Here is a 17667-nt window from a genome sequence, read left to right on the forward strand (position 1 = left end):
TTGTGTATCTTTGCAGCACTCAAACGCATAACATGAGTGACGCTATTAAACATGAGTGCGGTAACGCATTAATTCGCCTGTTAAAACCCCTTTCTTATTATCAGGAAAAATATGGTACGGCCTTATATGGCATTAATAAACTGTACCTATTGATGGAAAAACAGCACAACCGTGGACAGGACGGCGCCGGTATCGCGACCATCAAGCTTGATGTGAAGCCGGGCAACCGCTACATCAGCCGGTATCGGTCGATGGCGCCGAATGCGGTGGCGGACATCTTCGAGTACGTGCAGAAAAAGATTGCCTCAGCGCAGCGCGCATACCCTGATCATTTTAAGGACAGCCAATGGCTCAAGGAAAATGTAAGCTTCACCGGTGAGGTGTTATTGGGGCACCTGCGATATGGGACACATGGGAAGAACAGCATCGAAAGCTGCCACCCTTTCCTCCGCCAGAATAACTGGATGACCCGTAACCTCGTCATCGCAGGAAATTTCAACATGACCAATGTTGATGAACTGCTCGAGCAATTGTATGAACTTGGTCAGCATCCCAAGGAAAAGGCGGATACGGTAACCGTGCTGGAGAAGATCGGCCATTTTTTGGATGCCGAAAATCAAGAGCTGTTTGATAAATTCAAGCAAAAAGGATATAGCAATGTCGAGATCAGCTCATTGATCGCAGATGATATGGATGTGGCGCGTATCCTGCGGAAGTCGGCCAAAACCTGGGACGGTGGGTATACCATTACCGGGATCATGGGGCATGGCGACGCATTTGTCATGCGTGACCCCGCAGGTATCCGGCCAGCTTACTATTACGCCGATGATGAGGTGGTCGTGGTGGCTTCGGAGCGGCCGGCCATCCAAACAGCATTCAACGTGAAGATCGGCGCGATCAATGAGGTCAAACCCGGTTATGCGCTGATCATCAAAAAGGACGGCAGCATCACCGAGGAGATGTTCAGGGAGCCGGCGGAAAAGAAGTCATGTTCGTTTGAACGGATCTATTTTTCAAGGGGCAGCGATGCCGATATCTACCAAGAACGCAAACACCTAGGGCGCCTGTTATGCCCGCAAATATTGGATGCCATCAACGGCGACATCAAGAATACGGTGTTTTCTTACATCCCCAATACGGCGGAGGTAGCCTTCTACGGACTTGAAGAGGGTATCAATGCCTATGTGCGCAAGCTCCAAAAGGATACGCTGCTCAACCGCGCCGATAAGATCTCCGACGTAGAATTAGACGAGATGCTGAGCATCGCTCCACGGTTTGAAAAGCTGAATATCAAGGACGCCAAGTTGCGGACCTTCATCACGCAGGATGCGGACCGGCAGGATATGGTGCAGCATGTTTACGATACCACGTATGGTATTGTCAAAGACCATGAGGATACCATTGTGGCGATGGATGACTCCATCGTGCGGGGTACGACGCTTAAGCAAAGCATCCTGACCATCCTGGACCGTCTCAATCCCAAGAAAATCATCATTGTCTCCTCGGCGCCGCAAATCCGCTATCCCGATTGCTATGGGATCGATATGTCTCGTTTAGGTGAGTTTGTGGCATTTGAAGCGGCGGTTTCCCTGCTATACAAGCGAGGGATGGGCGAGGTGGTCGAAGACGTGTACCGCAAATGCGTTGCCTCACGGGATCTACCCAAGGAGCAGGCGGAAAATTATGTAAAGGCGATCTATGAACCCTTCACGGATGATGAGATCTCCGATGAAATTGCACGTATCATCCGCGGAAACCACATCAAGGCGGAGGTGGAAGTGATCTATCAAACGCTGGAAAACCTGCATACCGCATGCCCCGATCACCGGGGAGATTGGTATTTCTCGGGTGACTATCCCACACCGGGCGGTAATCGCGTGGTCAACAAAGCGTATATGAACTGGGTGGAAGGGAAGAATGTACGGGCGTACTTCAGTGCGTGATCCCAAATAGCCCTTTAACCTTTTTTTCGTCTTCAGCCATCTGGTCGATGAGTTCCTGCATAGTTTCAAACCATTGATCATGCCGGATGAAATGAAGAAATTTGACGCGCAACGTCTTTCCGTAAATATCTTCTTTGAAGTCGAATAGGTAAACCTCGATGCTGCGGCTTACCCCATCGATAGTAGGCCTGGTGCCGATATACCCCATTCCTTTGACCAGCTGCTGCGGTGGATTGGGCACATACGGGCCGGTTTGGATCACCGCTGGTTCGATAATGGCGACCTCCACGGCGTAGATGCCGTACGCGGGGATGAGCTTATGCTCTTCCTGCACCTGCAGGTTGGCCGTAGGATAACCGATATTGCGGCCCAATTGATTGCCCCTGACCACCTTGCCTGTCAGCTGGAAAGGATACCCCAGATACGTATTGGCAATATCCATATCGCCCTTGATCAGCGCTTCGCGGATCTTAGTGGACGATACGGCCACATCATTGATGTCCTGTTCCGGGATCTGCTCGACCGTATAGCCATAGATTTCGGCATGGTCAAGCAGGTCGTGGAGCGATCCTTCGCGGTCTTTGCCAAAGCGGTGGTCGTACCCGATGACAATTTTCTTGGTGCCAATCTTGCCGACCAGCACATCACGGATATACTCCTCGGGTGACTGATTCGAAAAATCGCGGGTAAACGGAGTAATGATGAGGTGATCGATTCCGGCATCGGCCAGCAGTTGCACTTTTTCTTCGATATCGCTGATCAGCCGGAGGCTATCATCTTCCGGATGCAAAATCAAGCGCGGGTGCGGGAAAAAGGTGAGGAGTACGGTTTCACCATTGATCATCCGGGCGCATTCCTTTAGCGTGCTCAATATCTTTTGATGGCCCACATGAACGCCGTCAAACGTGCCGATGGTCACCACCGCATTGTCCAGCGGGATAAAATCCTCAAGGTTTCTGTATATTCTCATGTGATGCTTCAAAGGTAACGCCCTTTATGCAGTTGACCAAATCATCTACCTGCCAGGCGTTGTCCACACTGAAATCGCCGCTTTTGGTCCGCCGCAAGCGACTCAAATGGGCACCATTATTCAGGGCGATCCCCAAATCATGCGCCAACGAGCGGATGTAGGTGCCCTTGCTGCATACCACCCTGAATTGGACATCGGGCAGGTCCACGTTTATTACCTCAAATTCAAAGATGTGCACCTTGCGCGATTTCATTTCCACCTCCATTCCCCGACGGGCATTTTCGTATGCCCGCTTGCCCGCTATTTTTATCGCGGAATGCGCGGGCGGCACCTGTGTGATTTCACCGACGAATGATGCCGCCACTTGCCTGATCCGTTCGTCCGTGATGCCCGATAAGTCAAACCGTTGATCGATCTCGTGCTCCAGATCATAAGAAGGGGTGGTGGCGCCCAGCGTGATGGTTCCGGTATATTCCTTTTGCTGTGCCTGAAATTCCTCGATGCGTTTGGTGAATTTACCCGTGCAGATGATCAGCAAACCCGTAGCCAGCGGATCAAGCGTACCCGCATGCCCTACCTTTACCTTCAACGGCTTTATCGCATTGCTGATTTTACGCACCACGTCGAAGCTGGTCCACCGAAGCGGTTTATCCACCAACAGCACCTCACCTTCCGCAAAGTTGAAAGCACGACCCGATGTGCAAGGCGTTTCCATTAGATGATCTGCAAACTGTGCCCGCTGAGCAGCATGACGATGATGATGCCACCGACGATAATCCGGTACCAGCCGAACGCTTTGAATCCGTATTTGGACACAATGCCGATAAACGATTTAATGGCAATGATGGCGACGACGAAGCCAATGACATTGCCCACGACGAGTTGATTGATTTCAGCACCACTCAGGGTATTTCCGCCGTCGAAATGATCTTTCAGTTTGAGCACCGTGGCCCCGAACATCATCGGGATAGCCAAGAAGAACGAAAATTCGGCAGCGGCTTTGCGGGTGAGGTCTTGTGTCATGCCCCCTACGATCGTGCTCGCCGACCGCGAGGTGCCGGGGATAAGCGCCAGGCACTGGAAGAATCCGATTTTAACCGCCTGTACGTAGCTGATGTCATCCGAATCATCAAGGTGTGGCTTATTGAACCACTTGTCTACAAACAATAGGATAACCCCGCCGACGACCAATGTAATGCCCACCACCAATGGGCTTTCGAGCAGTCCATCGATCACGTCGCTGAACAGAAAACCGCAGATGGAGGCCGGGATGGCCGCGATCACCAATTTATAATAAAAGGAGAGCGAACGGAAAAAGCGCCGGTAGTACAGCACCAATACCGACAGGATGGTGCCCAATTGGACGGCAATGGTAAACAGCTTGACAAAAGGGGTAGGAGATACCCCCATCAACGCGGTTACAATGATCATATGGCCGGTCGATGATACCGGCAGAAATTCCGTGAGGCCCTCGATAATGGCCAGCACAATCACTTCAAACAACGTCATTAACTGTTCCCGGAATTTTTAGGTTTTATCAAAATCGATACCACGCCCAATGCAAAGCCAATAACAACGACAAGGGGAGCCAAGGTGATTTTGGTAAAACTATAGATGTTTTCAGTACCCGTCATGAGGACAAAGCCCAGGATGACCACTGCGATGCTCAGCAAAAAAAACTGATAATTCCGTTTGCCGAATACAAACGACGCCTTTGGAGGCTGCGGTGTTTTTTTGTATGATGACATATGCTACGATTATCTATATAATTCATTCGATTTCAGGCGCAGGTATTTGCCGACCGCAAAATACGTGCTCAATCCCGATATCAGGATGCCCAGCAACGCAATAACGACGAAGATGACGATAAATTCAAACCAATTGCGCAGAAATACCAATTCTGGAATTTCCCGCTGCCCCAAGTGGAGGGTCAGCAGCAGCAGCAGGATGGCGATGAGTGCACCCAGTAGGCCATGAAGGACGCCATACGCCAAAAAGGGTCGTCGGATAAATCCCCTGGTGGCACCGACCATCTGCATGCTTTTGATCAGAAAACGCTGTGAATAAATGGCCAAGCGGATGGTATTGTTGATGAGCGCGACCGCGATAACCAGCAATACCGCGGTAAACGCCAGGATGACAATCCCAATGGTACGGATATTTTTATTGACCATATCGATGAGCGACTCCTGGTACACCACCTCCTTCACCATCTTGTTGGCGGAAACTTTTTTGATAAACGTTTGGATGCTATCCGTATTGGCATATTCCGCTTTGAGGTAGATGTCAATGGACGACAACAGCGGATTGTGCCCGAGGAATGCAACAAAATCCTCACCCAGTTCCTGTGAAAGATTTTTGGCCGCCAGTTCCTTGCTGATGTATTGCGAGCGCAGGACGAATGGATCGGACTCCAACTCCTTTTGGAACGCCAGGACGTTGCCTTCGCCCACACCTTCGTTCATAATGATATTGAGCACAATATTCTCTTTGACGTAGTTGGACAGGTTTTTTGCATGCACGAGCAGCAAACCCAAAAGGCCGGTCATCAACAGCACTAAGGCGATGCTGATCACCGTGGAAATGTATACGGATTTGGTCTTTTTTGAGGATGTACTTACTTCATATACTTCCATGTGTCTTGCTATTTTCGTTGCGAAAGTAACGAATTGTGTTGATATAAATGCAATTGAGGCGGCATAAAATGATTTCTACCTATTGTCCAAACGTCGTCCCGGTGGTGTTTATTGTCATTTGGGATTGTCGGCGTCATGTCGTAATTTCGCCGTCCTTATACGATACTTCGTGACTATGGATTATCAGCATCGTGCGATTGAAAAAAAGTGGCAGCAGTTTTGGGCAGACCATCATACCTTCCGGGTAGCCAATACATCGGGAAAGCCCAAGTATTACGTGCTGGATATGTTTCCATACCCATCCGGCGCGGGACTGCATGTGGGCCATCCACTGGGATACATCGCTTCCGATATTTTCACCCGTTTCAAACGCCTGAAAGGATTCAACGTGCTCCATCCGATGGGATACGATTCCTTTGGCTTGCCAGCAGAGCAGTATGCCATCCAAACCGGACAGCATCCCGCCATTACCACCGCAGCCAACATCAAGCGGTACCGGGAGCAACTGGATAACATCGGTTTTTCGTTTGACTGGAGCCGGGAAGTGCGCACGAGCGACCCCTCTTTTTACCGATGGACGCAATGGATTTTCATGCAGCTCTTCAATGCCTGGTACAACCAGGCTGCGGACCGGGCCGAACACATCGATCGCTTGGTTGCCCATTTCGAAACCCATGGTTCACACGGCCTGCGGGCCGTCTGCGATGAGGATGTCCGCAGCTTTACCGCCGCGGCGTGGCAGGCATTCGGCCCCGAGGAGCAGCAACGTGAGTTGCTGAAATATCGGCTGGCCTACTTGCGTGAAAGTACTGTCAATTGGTGTGCAGCATTGGGTACCGTGTTGGCCAACGACGAAGTCATCAATGGCGTATCCGAAAGGGGGGGGTATCCTGTTGAGCAGAAGAAAATGATGCAGTGGAGTATGCGCATCACAGCCTATGCCGAACGCTTGCTCAGCGGGCTGGAGACCATCGACTGGCCGGAGCCATTGGTAGAGATGCAGCGCAACTGGATCGGCAAGAGCGTCGGTGCGAGCGTGCGATTCGCGGTACCCATCTTAGGCGATGCCGGCGCTATCGACGTATTCACCACACGGGTAGACACCATCTACGGGGTAAACGCATTGGTGCTTGCGCCAGAGCATGAGCTGGTGGAATCCCTGACCACCGCCGGGCAAAAAACCCAAGTGGAAACCTATATCACCCAAACCAAGAAAAAGTCCGAGCTCGACCGCATGGCCGATGTCAAAGCGGTTTCGGGCGCCTTCACAGGCAGCTATGCCATACATCCGCTAACCGGCAAGGATGTCCCGATCTGGATCGCGGATTACGTGCTGGCCGGTTATGGTACCGGTGCCGTGATGGCCGTGCCATCGGGCGACCAGCGCGACTACCTGTTTTCCATGCATTTCGGACTGCCGATCATCCCGATATCGGATGCCCAGCAGCTCGATGGGCAGGCCGACCCGACAAAGGCGGGCCGGTACATCAATTCGGATATCATTAATGGCCTCACTTATCACGAGGCTGTTGACACCCTGGTAGCCAAGCTGGAATCCATCGGCGCCGGCAAAGCGACCATCAACTACCGGATGCGTGACGCCATTTTCGGCAGGCAGCGCTATTGGGGCGAGCCGGTGCCCGTGTATTTCAAAGACGGATTGCCACAGTTGATTGATGTCGATGAACTGCCGTTACTGCTCCCCGAAGTAGACAAATACCTGCCCACCGAGACCGGAGAGCCCCCATTGGGCAGGGCCAAAGACTGGAAGTACCACGGTACCTTCGAGTACGAACTCAGCACCATGCCCGGTTGGGCGGGGTCCAGCTGGTACTGGTACCGCTATATGGACGCACAGCATACCGCGGAATTTGCCTCCCGGGAGGCCATTGATTATTGGCGCGACGTAGACCTCTACATCGGCGGCTCAGAGCATGCCACCGGCCACCTGTTGTACAGCCGCTTCTGGAACAAGTTTCTCAAAGATATGGGCTATGTGCCCGAGGAGGAGCCCTTCAAGAAACTCATCAATCAAGGGATGATCCAGGGACGGAGCAATTTCGTATACCGTGTGCTGGATAAAGAAGGCCGGGGTACCGATACGTTCGTTTCGCTGGGGCTGAAAGACCAGTACCAGACGGTAGCCCTGCACGTCGATGTCAACATCGTGAGCAATGATGTGCTTGATCTGGATAAATTCCGCCAGTTCCGACCTGATTTTGCCGATGCCGAGTTCATCCTGGAGCATGGCAAATACATTTGCGGCCATGAAGTGGAGAAGATGTCGAAGTCGAAGTACAATGTGGTCAATCCAGATGACATCATCGAGCAGTACGGGGCAGATACGCTACGGATGTACGAGATGTTCCTCGGCCCGTTGGAACAGAGCAAACCATGGAATACCAATGGCATCGAAGGCGTCTACAAGTTTCTCCGCAAGTTCTGGAAACTCTTCCACGATGCCGGAGGTACCTTCGCGGTCAGTGACGAGGAACCGGATAAGGCCGAATGGAAGGCGCTGCATAAGATCATCAAAAAAGTAGAAGACGACGTCGAGCGTTTTTCCTTCAATACCTCGGTTTCTTCGTTTATGATCTGCGTGAACGAGCTGACCGATCTGAAATGCAATAAACGGGCGATCCTGCACGAGCTGTGCATCGTGCTGCACCCCTATGCCCCCCACATCACCGAAGAATTGTGGGAACTGCTTGGAAATGCGCCTGGTACCTTGTCTTATGCCGCTTATCCGGTATTCAACCCCGACTATCTGGTGGAAAACGAGTTTGCTTATCCCATTTCGGTGAACGGGAGGACGCGCATGAACCTCACCCTGCCGCTTGATTGGGAACAACCCGATGTCGAAAAGGCCGTGTTGAACAATGCCGATGTGCAGCATTATCTCGACGGCAAACCCGTGCGGAAAGTGATTTATGTGAAAGGCCGGATCGTGAATATTGTGGTATAATCTCAGCATAAATTGAAGACTGCTTGACAACTTGACAAATAGAAGTTACCTTTGAAAAAAGTACGGTAATGAAGACAATGACGGTCAGTGAGTTTAAAACGCATTTTTCTGAAGTGCTTGACCAAGTAAAGGAGGGCGCGGAGATAGCTGTCACGTATGGCAAATCTAAGGAGATCATTGGATATTTTGTGCCCAAGACTGCCAAAGCAACGAAGAAGCGCAAGCTGGGTGTATTGAAAGGAAAAGCTTCGGCTTCTTTTGGTCCGGATTTTAAAATGACCACGGAGGAGTTCTTGGGGTTATGACCTATTTAAGTTTTGAACCAGCTCATCTGGAGGTAATACCGGTACCGGTGCTTTTTTGAAATCCTTGATGTTTCTCGTGACAATATAATCCAAGTCGACCACGGAAGTTGCCGCCATAATTTGGATGGCGTCTTCAAAGTCTTTGTGGTCTGAAAGCAAACTCCTTTTGATAATATGATAGTCGATCGGTACAATGGTTAGGTAATTAAGGAGGTCATGCAAGATTTCCCTAAGCTTCTCTTCGTCTATGAATTTTTTCAGCAAGTAGTGGGAAGTCGCGAAAGAATGGGACGAGGTGAACAATTTGACCTCCTTTTTCTCCGCTAAATCGAAAATTTCAACGGCATATTTACTGAAGGGCGGGCGGTCAGCAAGCAAATCGATGAGGATGTTGGTGTCAACGAATACAACCTTCATAGGTGTTTTTTCTCAAGATACTCGCGCAATGCTTGTTTTTCATCAAAATTTCGGGGTAGTTTTACGGCCCCGGCTATTTTTTTTAATTTCGGTGATAGTTGTCTATCATCCCGTTGTTCGGATGTAAGCGATTGAAGATAATTTTCAATCAGTTCAGATAAACTTCTTCCGGTATTTTTTGCGTATAGCTTGGCCCGTTTGATGACGCTTTCTTCAACCGTTAAGGTAAGTTTCGTTGCCATGACACGTGTAGTTTGCACAAAGATACGTAAATTTAATGTGGCAATCAACCGCGTTGTACCTGGCTTCCGCAAATTTTCCTACCTTAGCGGCGTCAATTTACATGAATAACCAATCCAACAGATATGAATAGGATATACCTTACCATTGGTGCTTTCCTGCTGTTTGTATCGCAAATAGCAGCCCAGACCAAGCGCCTGGACCTGGAGCAATCGCTCGGTGAAAAACCTTCACTCACCAAATCCATCGGCATGATCCGCGGCTGGGCCGATGCCGAGCATTATATCGAATCCGATACCGCGAGACAGCAATTTCAGGTCCATATTAAAACAGGTGAACGGACCCCCTACACTCCACCGCCGAGCAGCGACGTGGAAGTGTATGTGGAAGCGAATGACATCTTCATCCGAGAAGGCGCCGACGAGCCCCGGAAATTGACTGATTCACCCGAGGAGGAGGAGAAAAACCCAACCCTATCGCCCGATAATCAGTATGTGGCATTCACCCGTAACAATGACCTTTATGCCATACGCGTATCCGATGGCCGGGAAACTCGATATACAACGGATGGGACAGACGTGATCTACAACGGATGGGCTTCATGGGTGTATTTTGAGGAAATACTCGGGCGTGCCACCCGTTATAAGGCATTCTGGTGGGCACCCAATAGCAAGACCTTGGCATTTATGCGGTTTGACGATACGAAGGTGCCGATGTTCCCGATTTATGGTGCTACCGGGCAACATGGCTATCTGGAGGAGACCCGGTACCCGAAAGCAGGCGATCCCAATCCCGAAGTGAAGGTAGGGTTTGTGCCCGTGGAGGGCGGCAACGTTGTTTGGTCAGATTTTAATGAAAAGGACGACCAATATTTCGGTGAGCCTTATTGGAGCTTCGATAGTGATAACCTCATGGTGCAATGGATGAACCGCGACCAGACCGACCTCAAGTTCTATCAGGTCGATCCAGCGACGGGATCAAAACGCGAAATATATCACGAGCACCAGGACTCATGGATAGACCTGAGTCACAGCGAGCGCATCACGTACCTGAAGGATAACAAACATTATATTCTCAAAAGCGATAAGACGGGTTGGGCGCATTATTACCTATATGCCTTAGATGGTACGTTGCTGAATCCCATTACGGAAGGCAAGTGGCAAGTATCGTCGTTGGAGCTTGTAGACGAGAAAACGAAGACCATCTATTTCACGGCACGTAAGGAGCACTCCGCCACGGAGGATCTTTACCGCGTGGATTACAGCGGTAAAAACCTGCAACGCCTGACCCTTGGCGACTATACCCATCAGGTGGCCGTATCGCCGGACGGCAAGTATTTCATCACGACCTATTCCAATGTCAGCACACCCCCGAAAATCGCGCTATTGAATAACAAGGGGAAACTCGTCAAAGAACTGGCAGACAGTAAGGCGGATGATTTTGATGACTATATCTACGCCAAGACGGAAATGATCACCATTCCAACGCCCGATGGTTATCAATTGCCAGCAACAATTACCTGGCCTACGGATTTCGACGAAACGAAGCAATATCCGGTGATTTTCAGCATTTACGGCGGGCCGGATGCGGGTTCTGTGCGCGATACTTGGAAAGGCACATCCAACCAGCATTGGGCAAATGAAGGGATCATCCAAATCAGCGTAGACCACAGGGCATCGGGACACTTCGGCAAAGAAGGGGTAGCGCTGATGCATCGCAGTCTAGGCAAATGGGAGATCGAGGATTACGTAACGGCTGCCAAATGGCTGAAAAGCAAGCCCTGGGTGGCCAAGGATAAGTTGCTGATCACGGGACATAGCTACGGCGGGTATATGACCTGCCTGGCGCTGACCAAGGCTGCGGATTACTTCGACTACGGCATTGCCGGTGCTCCCGTGACCAGCTGGGAGCTGTATGACACACACTATACCGAGCGGTACATGGATACCCCGCAGGACAATCCCGAAGGATACAAGAACGGCTCGGTGCTTACCTATGTGGATAACTACAAAGGGCGGTTGCGTATCCTGCATGGCAATATGGATGACAATGTGCACATGCAAAACACCATCCAACTGGTGGATGCCCTGACCAACCGCGATAAGCCGTTCGAGTTGATGATCTATCCAGGCAGCAGGCATGGCTTCGCCCGTGAAAAATCGGATTACGACCGCAAGGAACGTTACCGGTTCTATTACCAATATTTGCTGGAAAAACCGGTACCCGAAGAACTGAAGTAAATTCTATTTTTTTGCTTTTGACTTTTCAATGCTGAATTGTACATTTGCAGTCCCAAACGGATGGGGGTTTAGCTCAGTTGGCTAGAGTACTTGCCTGGCAGGCAAGGGGTCACCGGTTCGAATCCGGTAATCTCCACTTGATTATCAAGCACTTATGAATCGCTCATAAGTGCTTTTTCTTTCAGTAACCTCCAATCCCATGATCTGTAAAAAATGTATGTTGATTCCTACAGGGAAATCCATCCGAGATACATGAACAGAGACAGTACGGGCGACCCAACTGCTACGTAATTTATAGGCTTTCGGCCCTGTGCCGGAAGCCGTTGTAACCCTACGGAAAAGAGGATAGTGGTTGCCGCCCGCCCCAGCAATATAAGGTCCCATCGCTCATCCCGGTTTTTCAGTGTTTCCCTGTCATCACCTTCCAGTAACCCCGCATACAAGAAGTCCGGAAGTAGCAGTCGGCCACCATAGATTCCGTGTTGGGAAAAAGCATTGGTCCCAACAGGATTGCCGCATTGGTGCGGAGCAAAGGTAAAGGCGAAAACCTGGAACGGAAAGGCGTGACTGTGAAAATTGGCGACTATGGCAATCTCCCAATCTTTGCGCGAAGCATTCGAAGGGGTGGATAATTGCTGCTGGTACCGGTCACGGATCTGAAAAACTGCGGCAAACAGCAAGAAATGCAGCAAACTCAGTCAAAGAAGCAGGAGTACTGCATATTATCTATACCAGTTTCGAGCGTAAGGACGAAACCGGGAGCTCGCCAAACGGACAATATGGGGGGTAATAAAGCGAGTACCCGGACTCCCCCTACAGCTTGCCCAAGATAAAAATTCGGGGTATTGGAATGACAGCAGGATCAGCTGGAAGAGCTGGCTGACTTGGTCGGGGAACAGGCAGCGGCATATAAAGCCTGGCTGGAAAAACCGGGATGAGTTTGCGACGATATCCCAATATGCGGAATCCAGGCAGGGCGATTGCTGCATGTAAGCAGCGAATCCGCCGGAAAGATCAGGGAACGGATCGATCAGGGAAATTCCATCACCAACAGATCGCAAAATGGCTCGCCGCCAGCACGAATGATAATGGTGTATACAACCTTCAACTTATGCTTATGTTGACGCGTATACTTTTGTCGTTGGAAAATTGACAGGAAGCAACGGTGAAAGAATTGGATGGCGTTTGTGTTAAATCTGATAAACGTGTAACTGCAGATTATATTGGATGCGGCGCGTCTTGTCAAAACCATTTCACCAGTTCGGCTGCAATGACGTCATGTCCGCGTTTATTGGGATGGTTTACACTGGCCATGTAGTACTTGAGCTCCTTTTCACCAATGATTCCCTTGAATATCGAATATATATCAACTAATCCGATATGGTATTGCTTTGATAATTCCCGGATTTGTTCACTTAATTTATCGAGCGGGGTATCCATTGCGCGGATAGCGATCCGCTGGTCCGGTGAAGGTGTAAGCAAAATGACTTTAATCCCTTCCGCTAGCGCGCGATCGATCATCTGTTTATACGCTGTCTGCGCTTGGTGGATATCCTGGAAGCGATCATTCAGCGCATAGTCAATAAATAAAACGTCGGGTTTATGGGGCAGTACGTCTTTTTCGAAACGTGCTGCACCTTTGATGGAGTTTTCGCCGCCTATGGCGGTGACGATCACATTGATGACTGCATAGGGATACTTTTCTTTTAGTTTTTCCAGCAGGAGATGGGGATATGCTTGGAGTGTGTGCACCTCATGCCTGTCCCCATATCCCGCTGGAACGGAATGGCCGTGAAAGACCAAGTTGATGGTGCGGTTTTCGGGCCAGGGTTTCTGAAGCTGGGACAAGACGTCTTGCAGATACACAGAAGAATCCGCCTGGGCGACGGCTGGGTGCGTCCTTAACAGCAGAGCGATGCATATGTAGCTGAAAATAAACAAACACGCCTGATTTAGTTTAACTGTTTTTACCATGACACAACCAATGTACCTGTAAAATTCTTTAAAATGATATATCTCCCAAGTTCCGTGCCTGTTGACTCCTCAAAGGCTATCCGATTTTTGCGCCACGGATACTGACTGTCTTGATAGGTATAGATGTGCTTGTTATCCATACCGTCTGGCGGATAGATACGTACCGTAGCATTTTCAAGGCCGCTGACCTGATATCGCTCGGTCACCCCCAATTCGCCGGAATGGAGAACCTTGTATGAAACGATGCCTTCCTGTTGGTCGACGAATACCCTGCATTCCCGGTGCCATGCTGTTGGCAAGGTGTACGAGGCATATCCATCTTCCAATTTTGTGTCTAATCCGAGCAGTAGCGGGGCGCCTTGGGGTGTCTTCATGCGATAGCCGACCGTACTGTTTGGTTGGTAACCGGAAAAGAAGTAAGCGTTATTGGATCGAGCAATCGTGAGGACAGGCGCTTTGACTGCGGGACTGTCTTTATCTATCAGGATATCCCATCCGAATTGCTGCAATACCTGACGCAACCACACCGGGGCCGGGAAATATACAGTTGGATCATGGGGCGTCAACAGGCGCCCCCCGGTGAAGCTGCTGGAATTGGTTCCCCGCAAATAGGCAATCTTTCCGCCATTCCAGGTGGGTTCCTGCCGTGTCCAAGCCAGTGCCTCGTTATTGCTGCTGACCAACACGCGGGTATGGGGGTCGCTCCTGTTTTTGATGGCTGTGTTAATCGGCCCACCCGAGAACAGCGCTTCGTGCCTGATACGTTGCGGATAAGGCACGCGTAATCGATCTGCCACGAAATGGCTTTCAAACGTCAGTTCGCCACCTATTTCTTCATCCGCCGGACCGAGATTGATAAAATCCATGAACGCTTTCCCGGCATGGTTAGCGGGGCCATATAGAATCAATTTGCCGCCATTTTTGACGAAGTCCATGTAGGCAGATGCCAAGGGAGTCCCTGCATCCGGTACAATCCCGACCAAGATTGATTCGCGATAGAATTCAGGATGCTGTCGGATGGCCGATAAGAACGATTTGGTGGATGTCACGGTGTTCAAAGGGAATCCGTTATTGATGGCCTGGCGGATGACCCAATCGCCATAATAGATTTCTGCCAGCCGATCCGGCGCTTGGTAGGCCCAATCGTGATACTCGTCAAAGGGATAGACCCACACGACCGGACCCGGGGCGGTGGGCTGGTCATAGCGTGCTTTCAGTATATGCGGCGTCACTTCATCCGGCACCTGGCTGGGCATGTTGCCAAACGAGTCGTCGATGCTGAGGAAATTCAGTTGGGTAGGGCCTTGCACGTTTCCATGGGCATCTATGCGGGCCACAGACATCGGTAAATAGATATCATGGGGTTCCCGGCCATAACGATCCAGCCAAGGGCTGTTGAGCCACCACGGATCGTGGGTATAGTACCGGAAAGGGAACCGGTCACCGGGAAGCTCGGCCATACGCGACATGTATCCGGTCATCTCTAAACCAAAATCGCCATCCAGCGCTGCCCAAGGGGAGTTAGGAGGAGGCAACAGGTTAAAACCGCCTTCGTAAATGGCCCTCAAATCTACCGCATCGCGAGCTAAATCAGCTCCGGTAGACAGGTTTGTACCGCGTGTCTGTATGGGAAAATCCGGGCATTCCTGGCGGAATAGTGTCCAGAATTGTTTAATTTTCTCCGTAAGTGCAGGCAGGCGTTCCGCTAAAAATTCCTCGCCGGTAAACGTTGCACCCGTAGCCGACCATCCTTCGGCACCAAAGCCGAACCCATTACTGAACCAAAGGTAGTCGAATCCCATGTCCGTCAGAAAATGCTGGCTTTGCCGGCCGAAGAAGGTGCCGAACGGTGTTTGATCGGGAATGCCATCGGGGTATCCCGCATAATGTCCTTGGTCTTCAAGTAGGACCGAGTAGCAGCTGACGAATGTCTTATGTCCCATGGCATTTCCACCCAGTATTTCCGGGTGCTTTTCGTACTTGAACGCTGATTTCGCAAATTCCGGTCCCGGGTCGAAGGTTTCTCCGACGATCACCGGTTTGCCGGTAACGGTTTGGCCGACTTCCTTCAGCGTCTGCACAATGAATCGCAGATCACCGTAGGTGAACTCAGGAGGGTCCTCCATATAAAGAACCGCCCGTTCGTGCAGGGAGAGTGAATCGGGGCCGCTGTCCACTTCATGTTCGGTATTGGGATTGCCGATGTAACGCGCCCACTCCAGCCGCTGCGTCAACTCCCCAGAATAATCAAGGATCTCGGATCCATCGCTCGTCCACAACATCACGGCCACCGTGTCCGTGTGACGCAGCAAGGAATGCCATTGCGTAAACATTTCTGTGGCAACCGCCCGTATATAAGCCGGATCATTCCGCTTAAACGGTTTTAAGGATACCTCCAATACCGTGGTTTGGAAGGGATGCCCTTTCAGCGTGCCCGGAACAGGCTGGGTCAGCGGTTGTCCCAACGCCTGATCGTATATCATCATAATCGCCAGAGAGATCGTTAAAAACAATGATTTCATAGCCTGTCTTTTAGTAGCCCTCGTTTTGGGTCAGTCCCGGATTAATATCGCGTTCGTTTTGCGGAATGGGCATCAACAGTTCATGATCTTCCACGCTGAAGTTTAGACCAGCGGCCGCATAGTAATCATTCAGCACCTGTTTGGCCCGTCCGGTGCGCACCAGGTCGAACCAGCGTTGTCCTTCGAAGAGAAATTCGACCCGTCGTTCCCGTTCCAACGCCAGCGCCAGATCTTGTTTGGACACCGGGCCGACATCCGCTAAACCTGCCCGCTGCCGCACTTCATTGAGGTAGTCAGCAGCCAGTTCGCCTTCCCCAGATTCATTCAGTGCCTCGGACAACATCAATAAAACATCTGCATAACGGAGTACCGTGAAGTTGTTGTCCATGTCTGACACCGGGTTTGCATTGAAATCTACGAATTTTTTCCCGTACCAGAGCTTGTAGATTGAACCGTCATTTAACGGGATATCCTCTGAGATGGACAGATCCTTACGTCTGTCGCCATCCTCGTAGGCATTGACAAGATCCAAGGTTGGCGATAGCCTTCCGCCCCCCAATTGGTTGCCGGGGAATAGGGCCATTCCACCATACAATACGGGCACCTCCTGCTGAGCAAACGAATTGCCTTCGCCTACGTTTCCCGATAAGTACTTAATTTCAAAGATCGATTCGATCAGATCGTCGTTCGTTGGACTGAACAGGCTGCCATAATCATCCACCAATTCATATTGCTTAGAATCGACGACTTCCTGCAGGTAGGTCCGTGCATTCGGAAAATCCTTCCGCGTCAAAAAGAATTTGCCCAATAACGCCTTGGCCGCCCCGGAAGAACCCCGTCCTTTGCTGAGGGAGACATTCGCGAGCAGCACATCAGCATTTGACAGATCGCTAACGATCAAACTGTCGATCCGTTCGACGGGCTGGCGCGTCATTTCTTGCAGCTGTACTTCGTCAGGACTACGGAAGTCTTTGGTTACCAAGGGAACATCGCCATATAATCGAACTAAGTTGAAATAGCAATATGCCCGGATGAAATAGGCCTCACCCCGGTACTGGTTTTTATCGGCGTCGCTCATCTCGGCATCGTCGATACGGTTAAGCACGCTATTGGCCCGCGCAATGGTCACAAACGAGGAAGACCATAAGGTGCTTACATACGCATTGCTCGACGTAATGTTCATCTCATCACATTCCAGTTCGTTGACACCGGGAGACTGAAGCGTGATGTGCACGTTGTCGGTTGTCAGTTCAGCAAGAAACGGATATGCATTGTTGTGCAAGGTCTGGAGTCCCGAATAACAACCCATGATAAGGGCTTCAAAATCATTCTTATCGCTATAAAAATTCTGATCGTTCACCTCGTATTCGGGTGCAAGATCCAAGAAATTACTGCATGAAACGGCCGTTATCGCACAGACCGTTATCGCTATCGCTATTTTTTTCATGTTATTAC

Annotated in this window: 15 protein-coding genes and 1 tRNA gene; 5 read left to right on the forward strand and 11 right to left on the reverse strand. The window is 50.5% G+C overall.

The annotated features are described in order from the left end of the window. Positions 1-32: 32 nt before the first annotated feature. Complete coding sequence (locus ACMGDE_RS06200) at positions 33-1943, forward strand: amidophosphoribosyltransferase (protein ID WP_436831900.1); 1911 nt, start codon at positions 33-35, stop codon at positions 1941-1943. On the opposite strand, the gene ACMGDE_RS06205 is transcribed toward ACMGDE_RS06200, so the two are convergent. Genes ACMGDE_RS06205 through ACMGDE_RS06225 form a run of 5 tightly spaced genes read right to left on the reverse strand, consistent with a single transcriptional unit; the run spans position 1933 to position 5549 of the window. Next, on the reverse strand, positions 1933-2913 hold the full coding sequence (locus tag ACMGDE_RS06205) for a bifunctional riboflavin kinase/FAD synthetase (protein WP_436831901.1): 981 nt from the start codon (positions 2911-2913) through the stop codon (positions 1933-1935). The genes ACMGDE_RS06200 and ACMGDE_RS06205 overlap by 11 nt on opposite strands. Continuing rightward, positions 2891-3628 carry a tRNA pseudouridine(55) synthase TruB gene (gene truB / locus ACMGDE_RS06210; protein WP_436831902.1) on the reverse strand — a complete coding sequence of 246 codons (738 nt, stop codon included), beginning with the start codon at positions 3626-3628 and terminating at the stop codon, positions 2891-2893. The genes ACMGDE_RS06205 and truB overlap by 23 nt, the downstream gene beginning before the upstream one ends. Then, the gene (locus tag ACMGDE_RS06215) at positions 3628-4422 is read right to left on the reverse strand and encodes an undecaprenyl-diphosphate phosphatase (protein ID WP_436831903.1); all 795 of its coding nucleotides are present in this window, start codon (positions 4420-4422) and stop codon (positions 3628-3630) included. The genes truB and ACMGDE_RS06215 overlap by 1 nt, the downstream gene beginning before the upstream one ends. Further along, the gene (locus tag ACMGDE_RS06220; protein WP_436831904.1) at positions 4422-4661 is read right to left on the reverse strand and encodes a DUF3098 domain-containing protein; all 240 of its coding nucleotides are present in this window, start codon (positions 4659-4661) and stop codon (positions 4422-4424) included. The genes ACMGDE_RS06215 and ACMGDE_RS06220 overlap by 1 nt, the downstream gene beginning before the upstream one ends. A gap of 9 nt (positions 4662-4670) precedes the next feature. Continuing rightward, positions 4671-5549: a cell division protein FtsX gene (locus tag ACMGDE_RS06225; protein ID WP_436831905.1), complete on the reverse strand. Its 879-nt coding sequence runs from the start codon at positions 5547-5549 to the stop codon at positions 4671-4673. A gap of 175 nt (positions 5550-5724) precedes the next feature. Between ACMGDE_RS06225 and leuS the strand changes: the two genes are divergently transcribed. Together leuS and ACMGDE_RS06235 are read left to right on the forward strand one after the other, a co-directional pair. Next, the gene (leuS, locus tag ACMGDE_RS06230; protein WP_436831906.1) at positions 5725-8514 is read left to right on the forward strand and encodes a leucine--tRNA ligase; all 2790 of its coding nucleotides are present in this window, start codon (positions 5725-5727) and stop codon (positions 8512-8514) included. Positions 8515-8582: 68 nt separating this feature from the next. After that, positions 8583-8819, forward strand: coding sequence for a type II toxin-antitoxin system Phd/YefM family antitoxin (locus ACMGDE_RS06235; RefSeq protein ID WP_436831907.1), 237 nt, complete (start codon positions 8583-8585; stop codon positions 8817-8819). On the opposite strand, the gene ACMGDE_RS06240 is transcribed toward ACMGDE_RS06235, so the two are convergent. Further along, the gene (locus ACMGDE_RS06240; RefSeq protein WP_436831908.1) at positions 8814-9236 is read right to left on the reverse strand and encodes a type II toxin-antitoxin system VapC family toxin; all 423 of its coding nucleotides are present in this window, start codon (positions 9234-9236) and stop codon (positions 8814-8816) included. The two genes, ACMGDE_RS06235 and ACMGDE_RS06240, sit on opposite strands and share 6 nt — an antisense overlap. Next, entirely contained in the window at positions 9233-9478 is a 246-nt protein-coding gene (locus ACMGDE_RS06245; protein WP_436831909.1) for a DUF6364 family protein, read from the reverse strand. The genes ACMGDE_RS06240 and ACMGDE_RS06245 overlap by 4 nt, the downstream gene beginning before the upstream one ends. A gap of 123 nt (positions 9479-9601) precedes the next feature. Between ACMGDE_RS06245 and ACMGDE_RS06250 the strand changes: the two genes are divergently transcribed. After that, entirely contained in the window at positions 9602-11716 is a 2115-nt protein-coding gene (locus tag ACMGDE_RS06250; RefSeq protein WP_436831910.1) for a S9 family peptidase, read from the forward strand. 62 nt (positions 11717-11778) lie between these two features. Next, positions 11779-11852: transfer RNA gene (locus ACMGDE_RS06255), tRNA-Ala, on the forward strand. Between the two features lie 91 nt (positions 11853-11943). Here the strand turns inward: ACMGDE_RS06255 and ACMGDE_RS06260 are convergent. The 4 genes from ACMGDE_RS06260 to ACMGDE_RS06275 form a co-directional block, all read right to left on the reverse strand. Further along, positions 11944-12408, reverse strand: coding sequence for a hypothetical protein (locus ACMGDE_RS06260; protein ID WP_436831911.1), 465 nt, complete (start codon positions 12406-12408; stop codon positions 11944-11946). Between the two features lie 550 nt (positions 12409-12958). Then, positions 12959-13657 carry an SGNH/GDSL hydrolase family protein gene (locus ACMGDE_RS06265; RefSeq protein ID WP_436831912.1) on the reverse strand — a complete coding sequence of 233 codons (699 nt, stop codon included), beginning with the start codon at positions 13655-13657 and terminating at the stop codon, positions 12959-12961. A 26-nt stretch (positions 13658-13683) separates the two neighbouring features. Beyond that, positions 13684-16176 (reverse strand): hypothetical protein, encoded by a 2493-nt coding sequence (locus tag ACMGDE_RS06270; protein WP_436831913.1) that lies wholly within the window; start codon positions 16174-16176, stop codon positions 13684-13686. 46 nt (positions 16177-16222) lie between these two features. Beyond that, a complete protein-coding gene (locus ACMGDE_RS06275; RefSeq protein WP_436831914.1) occupies positions 16223-17659 on the reverse strand; it encodes a RagB/SusD family nutrient uptake outer membrane protein in 1437 nt (478 codons plus the stop codon). Between the last annotated feature and the right edge of the window lie 8 nt (positions 17660-17667).

This window comes from Parapedobacter brassicae (assembly GCF_051400755.1).
In the GTDB taxonomy this organism is placed as follows: Bacteria; Bacteroidota; Bacteroidia; order Sphingobacteriales; family Sphingobacteriaceae; genus Parapedobacter.